Source organism: Paenibacillus sp. FSL K6-1096 (assembly GCF_037977055.1).
Taxonomy (GTDB): domain Bacteria; phylum Bacillota; class Bacilli; order Paenibacillales; family Paenibacillaceae; genus Paenibacillus_AQ.
This window is the reverse complement of the sequence record NZ_CP150274.1, coordinates 6,200,883-6,215,214: the sequence shown is the minus strand read 5'-3', so window position 1 is coordinate 6,215,214 and position 14,332 is coordinate 6,200,883. Positions and strand designations below refer to the sequence as shown.

15 protein-coding genes, 1 tRNA gene and 1 pseudogene are annotated in these 14,332 nt (G+C 49.0%); 2 read left to right on the top strand and 15 right to left on the bottom strand.

Annotated elements, in window-relative coordinates:
* Nucleotide 1 precedes the first annotated feature (1 nt).
* The 9 genes from MHI24_RS27315 to MHI24_RS27275 all read right to left on the bottom strand — a co-directional run bounded on the left by MHI24_RS27315 (nt 2) and on the right by MHI24_RS27275 (nt 8,719).
* Nucleotides 2–706 carry a PIG-L family deacetylase gene (locus MHI24_RS27315; protein ID WP_340022680.1) on the bottom strand — a complete coding sequence of 235 codons (705 nt, stop codon included), beginning with the start codon at nt 704–706 and terminating at the stop codon, nt 2–4.
* Nucleotides 707–708: 2 nt separating this feature from the next.
* Entirely contained in the window at nt 709–1,680 is a 972-nt protein-coding gene (locus tag MHI24_RS27310; protein WP_340022679.1) for a GNAT family N-acetyltransferase, read from the bottom strand.
* On the bottom strand, nt 1,677–2,897 hold the full coding sequence (locus tag MHI24_RS27305; protein WP_340022678.1) for an anhydro-N-acetylmuramic acid kinase: 1,221 nt from the start codon (nt 2,895–2,897) through the stop codon (nt 1,677–1,679). The genes MHI24_RS27310 and MHI24_RS27305 overlap by 4 nt, the downstream gene beginning before the upstream one ends.
* Nucleotides 2,897–3,757 (bottom strand): carbohydrate ABC transporter permease, encoded by an 861-nt coding sequence (locus MHI24_RS27300; protein ID WP_340022677.1) that lies wholly within the window; start codon nt 3,755–3,757, stop codon nt 2,897–2,899. The genes MHI24_RS27305 and MHI24_RS27300 overlap by 1 nt, the downstream gene beginning before the upstream one ends.
* Nucleotides 3,758–3,774: 17 nt before the next feature.
* On the bottom strand, nt 3,775–4,677 hold the full coding sequence (locus tag MHI24_RS27295; protein WP_340022676.1) for a sugar ABC transporter permease: 903 nt from the start codon (nt 4,675–4,677) through the stop codon (nt 3,775–3,777).
* Nucleotides 4,678–4,793: 116 nt separating this feature from the next.
* Nucleotides 4,794–6,233: an extracellular solute-binding protein gene (locus MHI24_RS27290; protein ID WP_340022675.1), complete on the bottom strand. Its 1,440-nt coding sequence runs from the start codon at nt 6,231–6,233 to the stop codon at nt 4,794–4,796.
* Nucleotides 6,234–6,291: 58 nt separating this feature from the next.
* Complete coding sequence (murQ, locus tag MHI24_RS27285; RefSeq protein WP_340022674.1) at nt 6,292–7,197, bottom strand: N-acetylmuramic acid 6-phosphate etherase; 906 nt, start codon at nt 7,195–7,197, stop codon at nt 6,292–6,294.
* Between the two features lie 389 nt (nt 7,198–7,586).
* On the bottom strand, nt 7,587–8,450 hold the full coding sequence (locus MHI24_RS27280; RefSeq protein ID WP_340022673.1) for a MurR/RpiR family transcriptional regulator: 864 nt from the start codon (nt 8,448–8,450) through the stop codon (nt 7,587–7,589).
* A gap of 185 nt (nt 8,451–8,635) precedes the next feature.
* Nucleotides 8,636–8,719 (bottom strand) — tRNA-Leu (locus MHI24_RS27275).
* Nucleotides 8,720–8,899: 180 nt separating this feature from the next.
* On the opposite strand from MHI24_RS27275, the gene MHI24_RS27270 reads away from it, so the two are divergent.
* Together MHI24_RS27270 and MHI24_RS27265 are read left to right on the top strand one after the other, a co-directional pair.
* Nucleotides 8,900–9,358 carry a hypothetical protein gene (locus tag MHI24_RS27270; RefSeq protein ID WP_340022672.1) on the top strand — a complete coding sequence of 153 codons (459 nt, stop codon included), beginning with the start codon at nt 8,900–8,902 and terminating at the stop codon, nt 9,356–9,358.
* Nucleotides 9,359–9,913: 555 nt separating this feature from the next.
* Nucleotides 9,914–11,105 (top strand): annotated as a pseudogene (locus MHI24_RS27265) (IS256 family transposase).
* Nucleotides 11,106–11,361: 256 nt separating this feature from the next.
* Here the strand turns inward: MHI24_RS27265 and MHI24_RS27260 are convergent.
* The 6 genes from MHI24_RS27260 to MHI24_RS27235 form a co-directional block, all read right to left on the bottom strand.
* Nucleotides 11,362–11,601, bottom strand: coding sequence for a hypothetical protein (locus MHI24_RS27260; protein ID WP_340022671.1), 240 nt, complete (start codon nt 11,599–11,601; stop codon nt 11,362–11,364).
* Nucleotides 11,602–11,603: 2 nt separating this feature from the next.
* A complete protein-coding gene (locus tag MHI24_RS27255; RefSeq protein ID WP_340022670.1) occupies nt 11,604–12,038 on the bottom strand; it encodes a hypothetical protein in 435 nt (144 codons plus the stop codon).
* Entirely contained in the window at nt 12,035–12,826 is a 792-nt protein-coding gene (locus MHI24_RS27250; RefSeq protein ID WP_340022669.1) for an SDR family oxidoreductase, read from the bottom strand. Before MHI24_RS27250 ends, MHI24_RS27255 begins: the two co-directional genes overlap by 4 nt.
* A gap of 19 nt (nt 12,827–12,845) precedes the next feature.
* Complete coding sequence (locus MHI24_RS27245) at nt 12,846–13,067, bottom strand: hypothetical protein (RefSeq protein ID WP_036725081.1); 222 nt, start codon at nt 13,065–13,067, stop codon at nt 12,846–12,848.
* Between the two features lie 112 nt (nt 13,068–13,179).
* Complete coding sequence (locus MHI24_RS27240) at nt 13,180–13,497, bottom strand: hypothetical protein (RefSeq protein ID WP_340022668.1); 318 nt, start codon at nt 13,495–13,497, stop codon at nt 13,180–13,182.
* A gap of 89 nt (nt 13,498–13,586) precedes the next feature.
* Complete coding sequence (locus MHI24_RS27235) at nt 13,587–14,156, bottom strand: xanthine phosphoribosyltransferase (RefSeq protein ID WP_340022667.1); 570 nt, start codon at nt 14,154–14,156, stop codon at nt 13,587–13,589.
* Between the last annotated feature and the right edge of the window lie 176 nt (nt 14,157–14,332).

The window sequence follows — 14,332 nt, the reverse complement described above, 5'->3', positions numbered from 1 at the left end:
ATCACGCAAGACCCGATTGTCTGAGCTTCATCGTCTCGGCAGGTACCATGAAGGCTTCGGCATAGGTCTTTCTTGCTTCACAGCCCCGGACAACGGCCAACGCTTTATAGTAATCCATGTATTTAAAAGACTTGCTGTTCGTCACAAACCAATGCTGGCTCAAAGCCTCAATCCATAAATCAAAGGCTGCCTGATCAAAATCCACGTATACGTAAGGAACATAGTCCACAGCATCTTCCCAGTTTTCCGAATAATACAGCTTTGCCGCAAAATGAGCAGGAAGCTCACGCTCGAAAGAAGACAGACTTGCAAAAAACCTTGCATCGTTCACGATATAATGGGTCAGTGCATGATCCTTATGCATGCTGTTCTTCCAATGGGTGATGATAATGTCCGGCTTCACGCGGCGGATCACATCGCAGACCTCCAGCCGGATCTGCTGATTATCAGGCAGCTCTCCGTCACAATAATCAAAAACAACGGCTTCACCGCCCAGCATATCAGCAAATACTCCCGCCTCTTTGATTTTTTGCTGACGGTACTCCTGCAACTCCTGCCCGGCCGGCACGCCTCTTTCACCTGGAGTTAAAGCCAGGGTTACGATCCGGTCTCCTTTTAAGCTATGGCTGGCCAGTACACCGCCGGACGCCAATTCCACATCCCCAACATGCGCTCCAATCGCTAAAACTGTCAACTTTCCGCTCATCCTTACAGCTCCCTCCGCAATATAGAAAATTGTTTTTCATTCTGAAATCCTGCTTTATGGTAGATTTGAAGAGCCGGGTTATTGCTGCCAGTGAACAAAGAAATATATTGACAGCCTGCCTGCTGAAAAGTTTCAACCATCCGGAAAAATAGGACACTGCCGAGACCATGCCCCTCATACTCCGGGTGTACCCCGATCCCGCAAAAAAATGCCCGGCCATCCGGTTCTGTCATAATTGGCCCTGCAAAACCCACAACCTCACTGCCATGAACAGCCACCACAAGAGGCTCACCATTCTTTACATGCGCAGCGACATCCTTCTCCCACTGCGGATTCTGCAGGGCAGCAAGCATGGCTTCAAGCCCTGTATGAACAGCGGGGGCATAATGAGTAACCTGATAGCCTTTACGGTTGGCCTTATATTCTTTGACTGCAATATCTTCAGGCACACTAAAGCTGCCCAGCCTCAGGTACATGCCGCATTGTGTCGCCCGGTCCGCATACCCTCTGGCGATTAAAGCATCATATAACGGCTGGTCTTTACTAATTCCCGGTGCATTATTGTGTTCATGTTGCGGTGCGCTTGGAATCGTCCATTTCAGCTTAACAGGGTTGAAGAACAACACCTCTGCCTGACTTTTGCCAAGCTGCCGGAATCTTGTTTCCATGCGCAGCACAAAGGCATCATACAGCTCTAAAGAAGCGGCTCCCGGATCGATAATTACGCACGTAATATAGCCGGCCACATCGCCGAGCGGAAGATCATCCCCGCTGCAGCCGGCTGCAAAACCGGCAATCCCTTGTTCATTACAGCCTACCCACATACACTCCGCATCGAAATAAGCATGATTGATGAAGGTGTCCTGAAATTCCTGCTCCGTAAACGGCTTGTAGTCATATTTGGTAGCCTCCCGGTTCCAGAGTGCCACCACTGCAGAAAGATCCTCCATGGAGAAGAGTCTGATTTGCATCATTCAACCCTCCTAAATTCCGGATGGGGCCAAGAAATTTTGCCCATAACTACCGGCCGGGAAGCTTCGGTTACCTGGGGGATATTATTCGGCAGACGGTTCATCGTATAATAAGCCAGCACAGCAAATGCGACGGCTTCCTTGGCATCGCTATTGCCGCCAATATCCTCCTGTGTCAGCACCTGCACTCCAAAGGGGGCAAATAACTGCTGCAACTCACGCATTAACGTCAGGTTATAACTCCCCCCGCCGCCAATCAGCAATTGCTGAGCCTGATGCCGGGGTGCAATATACCGTTCATAGCTGTCCACAATACTCCATGCTGTCAAGCGTGTAGCTGTGGCAATCACATCCTCAGCCTTCCAGTGATGCTCCTCCATCATCTGAAGTATTCGTGCAACATATGGTTGTCCGAACCGCTCTCTGCCCGTCGATTTCGGTAAAGGCAGCGTATAATATTCATCCTGCTGCATCCACTTCAAAAGCTGATCAATCACCTCACCGCCCGCAGCAATTGCCCCCCCGGCATCCATCGTCATTGGCGCAAATAAATGGGCTACAAGACCATCAATAATCATATTTCCGGGCCCTGTATCGAAAGCATACACCTCTTCGGGAGAAGCATCTGCCGGAAGAACCGTTACATTCCCTATTCCTCCAATGTTCTGCAGAAGTGAGGTTGTCTCCGGATGGTTAAACAATAAATATTCAGTAAAAGGCACGAGTGGCGCCCCCTGTCCATCCATTGCCAGGTCAGCAACCCGAAAATCGGATATGCAGGGAATGCCCGTCCGGTTGGCTATCACTGCACCTTCCCCGATCTGCACCGTACAGTGCAGGTTATAGCCGTCCATCCTCTTCTCCTCCGGTGCATGATAGATCGTTTGGCCGTGTGATCCTATCGCGAGTATTTGGGAAGGCATAAGTCCGCTTTTGCGGATCACCGACATGGCAGCCCGGGCGTATAATTCCCCCAGCCACATGTTCATTGCGCCTACTTTATCCACCGTAGCCTTGGAAGGATCAAACAGCTCGAATATCGAGCTTCTGACATGCACTGGAAACGGAGTGTTCTCAAAAGCCAGTAATTCCGTCTCTATTCCGTACTCTTTATCCGGCGTAGAAGAAAGTTTAATTACCGCGGCATCAATACCGTCTACCGATGTGCCGGACATCAAGCCAACCAGATAGGTAACATTTACTTCCGATGGGCCGCCCATTAGCCTTTCACCGCTCCGACGGCTACGCCTTCAAGGAAATACTTTTGTAAGCTGAAGAACAAAATAAACATCGGAACCGCAGAAATGGTTGCGCCGGCCATCATAGGTGCAAAGTAAGTGGTATTCGCAAAACGGAAGTTTTTGAGCCCCACCTGAATCGTCTGCATATCCATGGTGTTGGTCACCAGGAACGGCCAGAAGAAGTCATTCCATGCTGCCATAAACGTCAGGATCGCCAGTACCGCCATCACCGTTTTGGACAGCGGCATAATGATATACCAGAAGATTTTAGGCTGGGAGCAGCCTTCAATTTTGGCAGCTTCAATAATTTCAACCGGAATGGAGGACATGAACTGCTTGACCAAGAAAATGTTATACACCGTGACAATGCTTGGCATAATCAGCGCTGTATACGTATTTTGCAGTTCAAAAATATTTACGATCAATATATACAGCGGAACCTGGGTGACTTGAGTAGGGATCATCATGGACCCCAGCAAAATCGCGAACAGGATGCCTTTTCCTCTAAATTTCATTTTGGCAAAAGCGTATCCTGCAAGCGTGGCGAAAAATACGTTCGATACCGTAACACAGGCTGCTACTATAAAAGAATTTATTAACCAATCCCAGGAATGGGCGCTGAAGTTAAAAAAGAATTTATAAGACTCAAAGGAAATCTTCGCCGGGATCAGCGAATAGCTCATTGCGCCCGCTTCTACCGGATCACCGAACGAGGAAATGATCATAAAGTAGATCGGGAAAATGGTCGCTGCAGCAAACAGGAGCAGACATGTAATGATCAGACCATTACGGGCGAACACAGACCCTTTGCTTTTGATACTATTGTTGAACAACCCCATATGCTTCTGCCCCTTTCCTAGTATTCTATGTCTTTACCTAAAAATTTAAATTGGAAGAATGAGATCAAGGCAATTACCGCTGCCAGAAGTAAGGATTGGGCCGCTGCCTCACCAAACTCGAAGTATGTGAACGCATTGTTAAAGATTAACAATCCTACCATGGTTGTGGCATGGTCCGGTCCGCCGCCTGTCATCAGATAAGCGTTCTGGAACACCTGGAAGGAACCAATGACCCCTGTAACCAGCAGGAATAGCGTTGTTGGCTTAAGGAAAGGGATGACAATATACCGCAGCTTTTGCAAAAAAGTCGCTCCATCAATGTCAGCTGCTTCATAATAACTGTTATCAATACTAAGCAATGCAGCCAGATAGATAATGATCGCTGTACCATGACTTGACAGCCAGGACATTAATACAAGTGAGAACATGGCCGTTGCACTGGAACCAAGCCAGTTCTGATTGCTGATTCCAAACAAACCAACCACCTGATTGGCAATACCTGATTTTAACGGATCAAAGATCCACAGCCATACGACAGCAAGCGATACACCTGAAGCTACAGCCGGCAAATAATAGACCGCTTTAAATATCGTTTGTGTTCTTTTCTTAAAAGGCATAATCAGAATGGCCACAAGGAAGGACAGAAAAATATTAAACGGGACAGTTAACAGCGTATAGACTAATGTATTCTTCAGTGCTTTCCAGAACAGCTCATCCGAAAAGGAATTGACGAAGTTCTCCAGGCCGACATAAGTGGACCCTAGCGGACGATATTTCTGCAGGCTGATTATAAAAGCATTGATTACCGGATAGGCAGTAAATAAAGAAAATGCAATAAGTGCTACTGCGATAAACGCGTATCCCCAACCGGTGTCACTTTCGAGCTTCAGCTTTTTTCGTTTGGTCAACATTTGATTCATTGGGCCGCACCTCTCTTCTTCAAAAAAAGTACCTTCTGCTTGCCAAAATTCAGAAGGAAAGCTGTACGTTTAAGCCTCGTACAGCTTTCACTTCACATGCCGGCCTATATGACAATCTAGTCAGCGACCACACCATCTTCACCGAAGGATTTGACGGCGGCTGCTTTCACTGCATCGTACATCTCTTGCGGGGAGATCTCATTGGCAAGCAATGCCTGCAGTTTAGGAATGATCACTTCTGTTTCGATTTTCAGCGCTTCAGCAGCCTGCTCCGTAGGAATATCTGTACGGGCCGGGAGTGCTTTGGCCATCATAGCTTGACCTGCAGCAACGTTGTCTTCATTACGCGGGAACTGTTCAAGCACTTCTGCATTCCGTGCAGACTCGGTAATTGGTGTTAAGAACAGCTCATTACTATAGTTGGCAGCAATCGAACCGGAAGACAGGAAGTTCATCGCCAGGGCAATATTTTTGATATGCTCTTCTGAAGGCTCTTTCTTACCACGGAGTGCGATATAACCATCCACAATAGAAGTAGGGATATAATCGGCACCGTTGAAGGTTGGAACCGGAAGGGAAATGTAATCCACTTCGATCGAATCCGCAACCGCTGATCCATCGTTCGCTTTAATTTTCTCATTGTTCAGACGGGCGGAGTTTTCAAATGCTGACAAGCCTTTACCCGTGATCATCGTTTGGCCGGTCAGGAACATATTCCAGCGTTTGCCGGCATCGATGGAGCTTAACTCTTTAGGCATCGAACCATCGTCGATCATTTCACGGATCGCTGTCAGCAGACCCAGGAATTTTTTGCTGGTATACGTGTACTTGAGGTCTTTATCGAAGTAATCCGGCAGACCTGCTGTTTTCGCAAGAATAGCCAGGTAGTCCTTAGAAGCTACACCGGAGGTCGCGAATACGAAACCGTAACGGCTGGTTTCACCTTTATCATTTTTGACTACACCCTTGGAAATAGCTTTCCGGAACTCATCATAGGTCCAGCCGTTTTGCTGAATACTCTTCCAGTCAATTCCGGCTTCTTCGAGGAATTGTTTATTACCGCCGATCGTGTGGATTTCCATATACGCCGGCAGGCCGTACTGGGCGTCACCCAATTGAAAATACTTCATTGGAACTTCGTCATAATCCGCCTTAACTTCGTCAGACAGGACGGTGTTCAGGTCGATTAGTACATCCAGTGCCGCATATTTCGAAAGTCCGGAGGCACCGATCCAGGCAATATCCGGAGGGGAGCCTGCATTGACTTGTGTATCCAGCTTTTGTGTCATATCCTCCCAGCTCGCCGGTTCGATTTTCAGTGTCAAATTAGGATGCAGTGCATTAAATTCTTTTTCCATATCCGCAAAACGGGCCTGGTAATTAGCTGATACCGGAGGCAATAATGCGGTTATCGTATCTTTTCCCGCACCGCTGCTGCCTGTGTTTCCGGAATTTGCAGAACCCGCAGTGTTATTTCCTTTCCCTCCACAGGCGGATAACAGCGACATCATCATGATTGCCGACAACAACAGCGTTAAACCTTTTCTTTTTTTCATCGATAGCAGCCTCCTTAATTTTCACAAGCATCCATCCGGCGATTCCTGTTCCTGCGTCTTAATTCACTGACAGGATCGCTTGCTTCAGGCGTCCTCCATTTGCTTCAAGCGCTTCTTCTGCCGCCACTACATCTAACCCCGTTTTAATCATCATGATGGCCAGCTTACAATTCATTCCTGCCTGCTCAAGTGTCTCTGAGGCGGTCTGGGTGTCAACACCCGTCGTACTCATAATAATGCGGAGGGAGCGGTCGACCAGCTTGAAATTACTGGCTCTGAGATCAACCATTAAGTTGTTATAGGTTTTCCCTAACTTGACCATAGTACATGTTGTCAGCATATTAAGCACCAGCTTTTGAGCCGTTCCCGCCTTTAACCGGGTCGAGCCGCTAATGACCTCCGGCCCTACAACAGGTGATATACAAATATCTGCAATGGGTTCAAACTTCGAGCCCTTGTTGTTGCATACACCGATGGTAGCTGCCCCAAGCTCCTTCGCCTTCACTAAAGCTGCAATCACAAACTTGGCACTCCCGCTTGCCGAAATGCCGATCACTACATCCCGGTCTGTCACCCCGATGCTATCGACTAATGCGATCCCTGCCTCCTCATCGTCTTCACAGCCTTCAACCGCACTCCGTAAAGCAATATCACCCCCAGCGATATATCCTTGTACCATGGAAGGATCTGTACCAAAGGTAGGAGGACATTCAGAAGCGTCCAAAACACCCAATCTTCCGGATGTGCCGGCTCCTATATAAAACATTCTCCCGCCAGCAGACAGCCTGTGGTGCAGAATATCTACCGCTCTTGCAATCTGCGGGATTTCGTTAGCGATGGCTGCGGAGACCAGAGCATCCTGCTGATTCATTAACTGAACCATTTGTTCAGTGGTACATTCATCAATCATCAGGGTGTCCGGATTCACGGCTTCTGTGGTTAATCCCGCAAGGTAGTCATTCATAGTCATCCTCCTTCTTGTTAAATATAAATTACGTATATCTAACAATTCATGTTAGAATATCATACATTTATTAATTTTTATACTAATCTATATCCCCAAAGCCGTCAATAGATTTTGAAATAAAATTTTATTTATGAGTATTATTCCGATTTTTTATTTCAGTATCTCGTATAATCAGTTATACCACATTTATAAAGCGCTTACAATAAACAATTCTCACTTTTGTCAAACGTTTCTGTCACTTCTTCTGCCGTATTCTCGAAAAACGAATCATTAGATTCGCCACAATCAAACATTTTATGGTGTAGATAATCTGACATCGCTAAGAAGAAATAAAAAAAGCATTGACCGATGACCGATCAATGCTTCTCCAAATCCATTTCGAGTACTTAATATCTGAGCTTTTTCTTCAAAATATTATGGGTATTGGTTAAAGAGGTTTTTACCTGCTCGTATTCTGCACTTGCCACACCGGCAAACAGGATGTCGACGATTGTCAGCATAGCAATACGCGAGCCCATGGCACCACTGCGGATCGTTATTTCAGGGGTAGATATGCTAAGAACAATATCTGCCCGCACCGCAAGCTCACTTTTGTTGTACCGGGTAACCGCAATACATGTCGCTTTATTCTTCTGGGCAATGATCAGAGCGTCAATAATGTCACTGGTTGCACCAGAGTTAGAAATAAAAATGGCAACATCATCTTGTCCGAGTAAGGTTGCTGCAGTAAGCTGGCTATGACCATCCGTATAAGCATGACACATCTTGTTAATGCGTGAGAATTTCTGTTCCCCGTCCATACACACGATTCCGGATGCCCCTATGCCAAAGAAAACAATTCTTTTGCTATGACACAGCACTTCTACTGCTCTTGCGATCTCTTTCCGGTCAACCACACTAAGTGTGTCCTCAATGGATTTCATGTTGTTGAGCGAAATGTTTGAAATAATGGTCGGGAGATCATCACCCGGCTGAATATCTGTATATTGGGCCTTTGCATCCTCATCACGGGAACCCAAAGAAGCTGATATACTCACAATAAAATTGCGGTATCCGCTGTAGCCCATTGTTTTACAGAACCGCAGGACCGAGGCATCACTAGTCTTACTCGATTGGGCCAATTCCTTAATGGATAAATGGGGGATCTCTTCTTTGTTCTCCAGAATATAATCTCCGACGAGCCGTTCAACCGGAGTAAAGCTTTCCCTCATTTCACGAATCTTAATTAATATATTGTCATTTAAATTCATAATCTACCTACTCAAGATTTATTGAATATCATAGATATTATCATAAACAATACAGGCGGCCTATTTCAATAGCAAAACTATATTGGCACACTTAATTCCTATTATCAATCAGATCTAACCAATCAAACAAAAAGCTCCTGAACCGTCAAAAGGACTGATTCAAGAGCTGATTCATTTTAGGATAATGCGGTCAAGAGGACTCGAACCTCCACGATATTGCTACCACTGGCACCTGAAGCCAGCGCGTCTGCCAATTCCGCCATGACCGCATATTCAGTTGGCTAACTTCCGCAGCCACAAGATAGATCTTACCATGCCGCTAAGAATGAGTCAAGAATAATTTATTTTTTGCTGCAATCCATAAATTTCATGTTAAATATTGCATTTCATGGACTGTTCGATGTATAATGAGAACAAAGGTTCGCATACTATAAATGAGGTGATTTATAATGGCGATTACCAAGAGAACTCCCCTAACTATACCAACACTTCCTGAGAATATAACCAAAGATGAATTGTCCCTGGTGAGAAGCTATCTGCTGCTAACGTTTATTCATAAAGTCTTCGAGCGTGACTGCCGTGCGATCGGCAAGAGCGGCCTGTTCAAGACTCCTCAGCTCTACATGGAGCTGGTATCCAGCGCCACGAAGAAGACGTCCCTGATGCTTAAGGAGGTTACCCGCGAGCTGACCGTGAGCCAGTTGAAGATCAACACCGTGCGCCAGGACCAGCGCGGCGTGACCGCTGAGTATAACTGCCGCGGATACGTAGGCGAGATTCACATCCTGTGGCCCGGCTTCCGGGCTGAGATGATGCAGCGTATGCGCGCTTATCTCGGATTGGGCGCCGAGCTCGCCTCCGTACTTCCCGGCGAGGAACATGCTGAACAGATGGCGATGTCCATTTAAGTATTGCTGACATGAAGAGCCTCGTCCTTTTGCGGACGAGGCTCTTGGTGCGAGTGCAGGTCAATTTATGATACGGTGGTGGCGGTGTGAGCGAATGTGTTCGGTTTTTCGCATACATCTGGCTCAGGTGCCTGCGCGTGAGCGATTGTGTTCGGTTTTTCGCATACATTCATTGGGCCCAGATGCCTGCGTGTGAACGATTGTATTCGGTTTTTCGCATACATTTGGCTCAGGTGCCTTCGCGTGAACGATTGTATTCGGTTTTTCGCATACATTTGGCTCAGGTGCCTGCGTGTGAGCGATTGTGTTCGGTTTTTCGCATACATTGGGCCCAGGTGCCTGCGGGTGAGCGATTGTGTTCGGTTTTTCGCATACATTTGGTCCAGGGGCCTTCGTGTGAGCGATTGTGTTCGCTTTTTCGCATACATTTGGCTCAGGTGCCTATGTGTGAAGATGGCGTAAAGTAAGTTGTGTACCAGAATTTGGAGCCTAGTCAGGCACCAAAAAAGTAGGGTATCCTCGGGATTGCGAAACCACCAAGGAGGAACCCTACCAATGAATATTTTACCCGAAAGTTCTCTGAATAATCTATTTGAAAAACTTGTTAAAGACTTCATGAAAGAGAACATGGAATCACTCCTGCGTGCCGAAATTCAGGGGTTTATGGACAGTGAAGAAGCCGGTGCCAATAATAGTCGTAACGGATACTATACACGGGATCTGCACACGAGATACGGCCATATTGAGGATCTTCAGGTGCCCCGGGACCGCCAAAGCCTTTTCCAGACGCAGCTGTTTGAGCCGTACCAGCGGCGGGACGGATGGTTAGAAGAGGCCGTCATCCAAATGTACAAATCAGGCATGGGTACGCGGGATGTGGCCCGGTTCATTGAAAGTATGTTTGGCAGCCACTACTCCCCCACCACGGTCAGCAATATTACGGCTACGGTGCTGGACGATATCCACCAGTGGCAGAAACGTCCCCTGAGCAAACGGTACTCCGTCATCTACTTGGATGGGCTGTACGTGAAGCTGAAACGGGGTACGGTTCGTGGCGAAGTGGTCTACTTTGCGATGGGAATTGACGAGGAGGGACAGCGTCAAATTCTCGGGTTCTACGTCGGCGGCCAAGAGAGTGAATGGCTGGCGGGAGGTACTCAAAGACCTGTACGACCGCGGAGCGCAGGAAGTCCTGCTGGGTGTGTTTGACGGGCTACCAGGTCTGGATGCGGCGTTTAAAGAGACCTATCCTCAGGCCGATGTACAGCATTGCGTAGTGCACAAAGTGCGGGCCACGTTCCCTAAAATCCGGATGGAGCACAAAACCGATGTCATTGAAGCGTTGAAAACCGTATATACCGCACCGGATGAAGTGGTCGCCCGGGCGAACTTTGATACGGTCAAAGCGAAGTGGAACAAGCTGTATCCGAAGGAAATGAGGTCCTGGGAGGAACAGTTATCCACACTCCTGACGTTCTACAAGTATCCGGAGTCGATCCGTAAAGCGATCTACACGTCGAACCCTATCGAGCGCATGAACAAGGAAATCCGCAAGCGTCTGAAACCGATGAACAGTCTGACGAACATGGATGCGGCAGAGAAAATCGTGTACCTGGAGATGCTGGAATACAATGAACGTCATGCAGGGCGGGTCACCCAAGGCTTTGGCGTGGATGCCGTTAAAAAGAAGCTAAAAGAGCTATTTGAAACACGCTACCCTTCTTTGCCCGCACCGGAAGAGGCGTAGCAGAGAAATCCAGTTTCTGGGGGTCGGGGTTCCCCCTCCCCCAGAAACACTACACCCCAACCCGTAACCCCGGTGAGGTACTTCTACTCTCTTACACAAACTTCTTGACGCTACCTGTGTGAACGATTGTGTTCGGTTTTTCGCATACATTTGGTCCAGGGGCCTGCGCGTGAGCGATTGTAATCGGTTTTTCGCATACATTTGGCCCAGGGGCCTGCGTGTGAGCGATGGTGTTTGGGTTTTGTGACGACTAACCTTACTTCAAGACCTTCTCCAGCTGCTTCGTTCCGGCCTCCGGGAACAGCTTGGCCGTATGCTCCACAATCCGCGCCTTCGAGGCCTCAGGCTGATCGCTGTATCGCGAAGTCACCCAGTCTGCTCCGAATACATGCTCGCTGACGGCATAACGCCCGATACCCCAGCCGTAGGGATGGCCATGCTTGTCCAGCTTATACTCGAATTTACTGGCTGTAATGTACGTCTGCATCTGCAGCAATGTCAGGGCTGTATCGAAGCCCTTAGCCCCCGGCCGCCGAAGCCGGCGAGTCCCTTCAGCTCAGTAGTGAGCAGACCCTGCTCATGCTCCAGAAGCACGTCCATGATCCGTTTGCTTGGCATCGAGGCCAGCCCGTCATCATATCTGGCATCGAAGTCATATCCGTCCCGTCGGTAATTGGCGAAGTCCGGGTACCATGCTCTGCTGATGAATCCGGCCTTGCGGTTGAAGAGCTTCGCATACGCGATCTCGCCCGCTGCGGCAATCTCCTCGCGCCATTCCCACGGTCCCGCTACCCCTTTGACAAACCAGTAGCCCGCAGGAGTGCATTCCTCCAGAGAAAAGCCTGCAATCTCAGAGCGGAACATAGGCAGGAAGCCGATCTCCCTCACCAGTTCAGCTAATTGCTGCGCATTCTTAATAACAGGCAGCTTCATGATTGACCTCCAGGATTATAGGTCCAGCCCTCGTCCCCGTGGTAGATCATCAGCCGGCCCATCCCGCCGTCAATGCTTATATTCTCCCCGGTGATGAAGCCTGCTGCATCGCTGCAGAGGAACAGCACCATCGCCGCAATATCCTGCGGGGTTCCGACCCGCCCGGCCGGATGCTGCAGGCGGTCCGGCAGAGAATGAACCGGCTCCGCAACCTCTTCCGTGCCGTGGTAGGCTGTCGTATCGATCCAGCCCGGGCTGACCGCATTTACGCGGACCTTACCGGCCAGGCTTACGCTCAAGCTGTGGGTCAAGGCGCCGATGCCGCCTTTGGCTGCCGTATAACTCTCCGTATCCGCCTGGGACATAAACTGTCTGCTGGAGGAAATGTTGACGATTGCAGCCCCCTGGGCAAAGTGCGGCTTCAGCCGCAGCGTCAGATAATACGGCGCAGTAACCCCGATCCGCTGCACGTACTCGAAGTCCTCATAGCTGCATTCTGATTGCAGGCCTTTTTTGCTGATACAGGCATTGTTTATAAGATAATTCACCTGTCCGAACCGGCTGACCACCTGTGCAGTGAATTCGTCCAGCACAGACTGCTCCGCGATGTCTCCGGCATAGAAGAACAGCTTCTCGATCCCGTGCCGTTCCTCCAGCCAGCGTCCGGCTGCGGCATCCGTATCGATACAGGCAACCGTGGCCCCGGCCTTCAGGAACTCTTCGGTAATACAGCGCCCGATTCCGCCCGCACCGCCGGTGACTATCGCTATTTGATTATGATGACTCATCTTGACCTCCATTCTCCGCTCATTCCGGGGTATAGGCTTCCGGTCTGGGCTCGCTCACCGGCTGATACAGGTATCTCCGGTCCAGCTTCACCACATGCTTGTTCGGACGCCGGATCATCACCTGGGTCTCGTCCCAGGCCAGCACGATTCCCCTGATATCATTGCTCGCCAGTCCGTCGCGCACGACTCTGATCCGCTCACCGGAAATCCGGTAGGCATCCAGTTGCTCATCACTGATCATAAGTATACTGCTCCCCTCTCTGTTATTAGCTTGTCCGATTATGCAGACATCCGGTCAAAAAAAAGACCCAAATGATAATCATCCGGGTCCGGTACTGCCAGTTCAACCTGTATTATATCAGCGCCTCATTCTTCTCAAACCAGAAGTCAAGAACTTTAGCGGACATCACTCGTTCTTCCAGATATTCTACCTGATGCTCAGTGAAGGTCTGTCTCCAGTTAAACGACAGTTCCTCACACAAACTTGTGATTGTCAGAAGCTCCGACCAAGCGACGTAACGTTTGTACCAGAAAAACTGAGGATGTTCGATCATATAGGGATACAAATCGTCGAACTCCGTGTGTTTGCAATCCAGCGCACGTTCGAAATGATCCTTAGCCTCGGCTAGTTTATCAATAAAAAATTGCTCTGTCACCGGTTCTTTCCCCATTGTGACGCCTCCTCTCTCATGTCTGACTTTTATTATAAAGGAAAACTTATAGGGTGAAAAGCAGATGTTTCAAATTAGGCGCGCCAGTCTTATCCAAATACAATCGTTCCCTCGCTGAGCGAGGTAATATTGACCAGTGACTCCAGCCGGATTCCCTGTTCGCGGATGGTGCGTGCGCCGGCCTGGAAGCTTTTTTCGACAACTACACCAAGGCCCACCAGCTCGGCGCCGGAGCGCTGAATGATCTTGATCAGGCCGCGGGCAGCGTCGCCGTTGGCGATGATATCATCAATGAACAGAACGCGGTCATCCGCAGAGATGTACTGGCGGGACAGCATAATGTCCGTAACAATCCCTTTGGTAAAAGAAGGCACCCGTTCGCATAAAGCGTCGGGATCGGCTAGCAGCGTTTTTTTGCGGCGGGCAAACACCAGCGGCACGTTCATCTCATATGCGGTGGCAAATGCCACGGCAATTCCCGAGGATTCCACGGTTACTACACGCGTAACCCCGGCCTCAGCAAATCTGCGGGCAAACTCCCGTCCCATTTCCATCGTCAGCGCCGGATCGACCTGGTGATTGAGCAGACCGTCCAGCTTCAGCACCTGATCCGAAACGACGACCCCTTCCTCCAAAATCCGCTGTTTCAATAATTCCATGACTTTGAGCCTCCATTACCTTATTATTGCAGACGTTCCACATGAATAACTCCTATTCCCACAGGCGGAAGTCATGTCCCTCTGTTCCCCATCATAACCTGTACTATGCGGACTGCACAAGGCTCTTGACCTACAGACCCCGCGATTTAATCTTCGCAGCATTCAGAGGAGGGTAA

Coding starts and splice junctions, on each gene's coding strand:
- murQ (WP_340022674.1), bottom strand. CDS start 7,197: ATGAATGACTACCTTGCGGGATTAACCACAGAAGCCGTGAATCCGGAC.
- MHI24_RS27255 (WP_340022670.1), bottom strand. CDS start 12,038: ATGAAGCTGCCTGTTATTAAGAATGCGCAGCAATTAGCTGAACTGGTG.
- MHI24_RS27310 (WP_340022679.1), bottom strand. CDS start 1,680: ATGATGCAAATCAGACTCTTCTCCATGGAGGATCTTTCTGCAGTGGTG.
- MHI24_RS27305 (WP_340022678.1), bottom strand. CDS start 2,897: ATGGGCGGCCCATCGGAAGTAAATGTTACCTATCTGGTTGGCTTGATG.
- MHI24_RS27235 (WP_340022667.1), bottom strand. CDS start 14,156: ATGGAATTATTGAAACAGCGGATTTTGGAGGAAGGGGTCGTCGTTTCG.
- MHI24_RS27245 (WP_036725081.1), bottom strand. CDS start 13,067: ATGATCAGTGATGAGCAACTGGATGCCTACCGGATTTCCGGTGAGCGG.
- MHI24_RS27240 (WP_340022668.1), bottom strand. CDS start 13,497: ATGGGGAAAGAACCGGTGACAGAGCAATTTTTTATTGATAAACTAGCC.
- MHI24_RS27250 (WP_340022669.1), bottom strand. CDS start 12,826: ATGAGTCATCATAATCAAATAGCGATAGTCACCGGCGGTGCGGGCGGA.
- MHI24_RS27280 (WP_340022673.1), bottom strand. CDS start 8,450: ATGAATTTAAATGACAATATATTAATTAAGATTCGTGAAATGAGGGAA.
- MHI24_RS27290 (WP_340022675.1), bottom strand. CDS start 6,233: ATGAAAAAAAGAAAAGGTTTAACGCTGTTGTTGTCGGCAATCATGATG.
- MHI24_RS27315 (WP_340022680.1), bottom strand. CDS start 706: ATGAGCGGAAAGTTGACAGTTTTAGCGATTGGAGCGCATGTTGGGGAT.
- MHI24_RS27270 (WP_340022672.1), top strand. CDS start 8,900: ATGGCGATTACCAAGAGAACTCCCCTAACTATACCAACACTTCCTGAG.
- MHI24_RS27300 (WP_340022677.1), bottom strand. CDS start 3,757: ATGGGGTTGTTCAACAATAGTATCAAAAGCAAAGGGTCTGTGTTCGCC.
- MHI24_RS27295 (WP_340022676.1), bottom strand. CDS start 4,677: ATGAATCAAATGTTGACCAAACGAAAAAAGCTGAAGCTCGAAAGTGAC.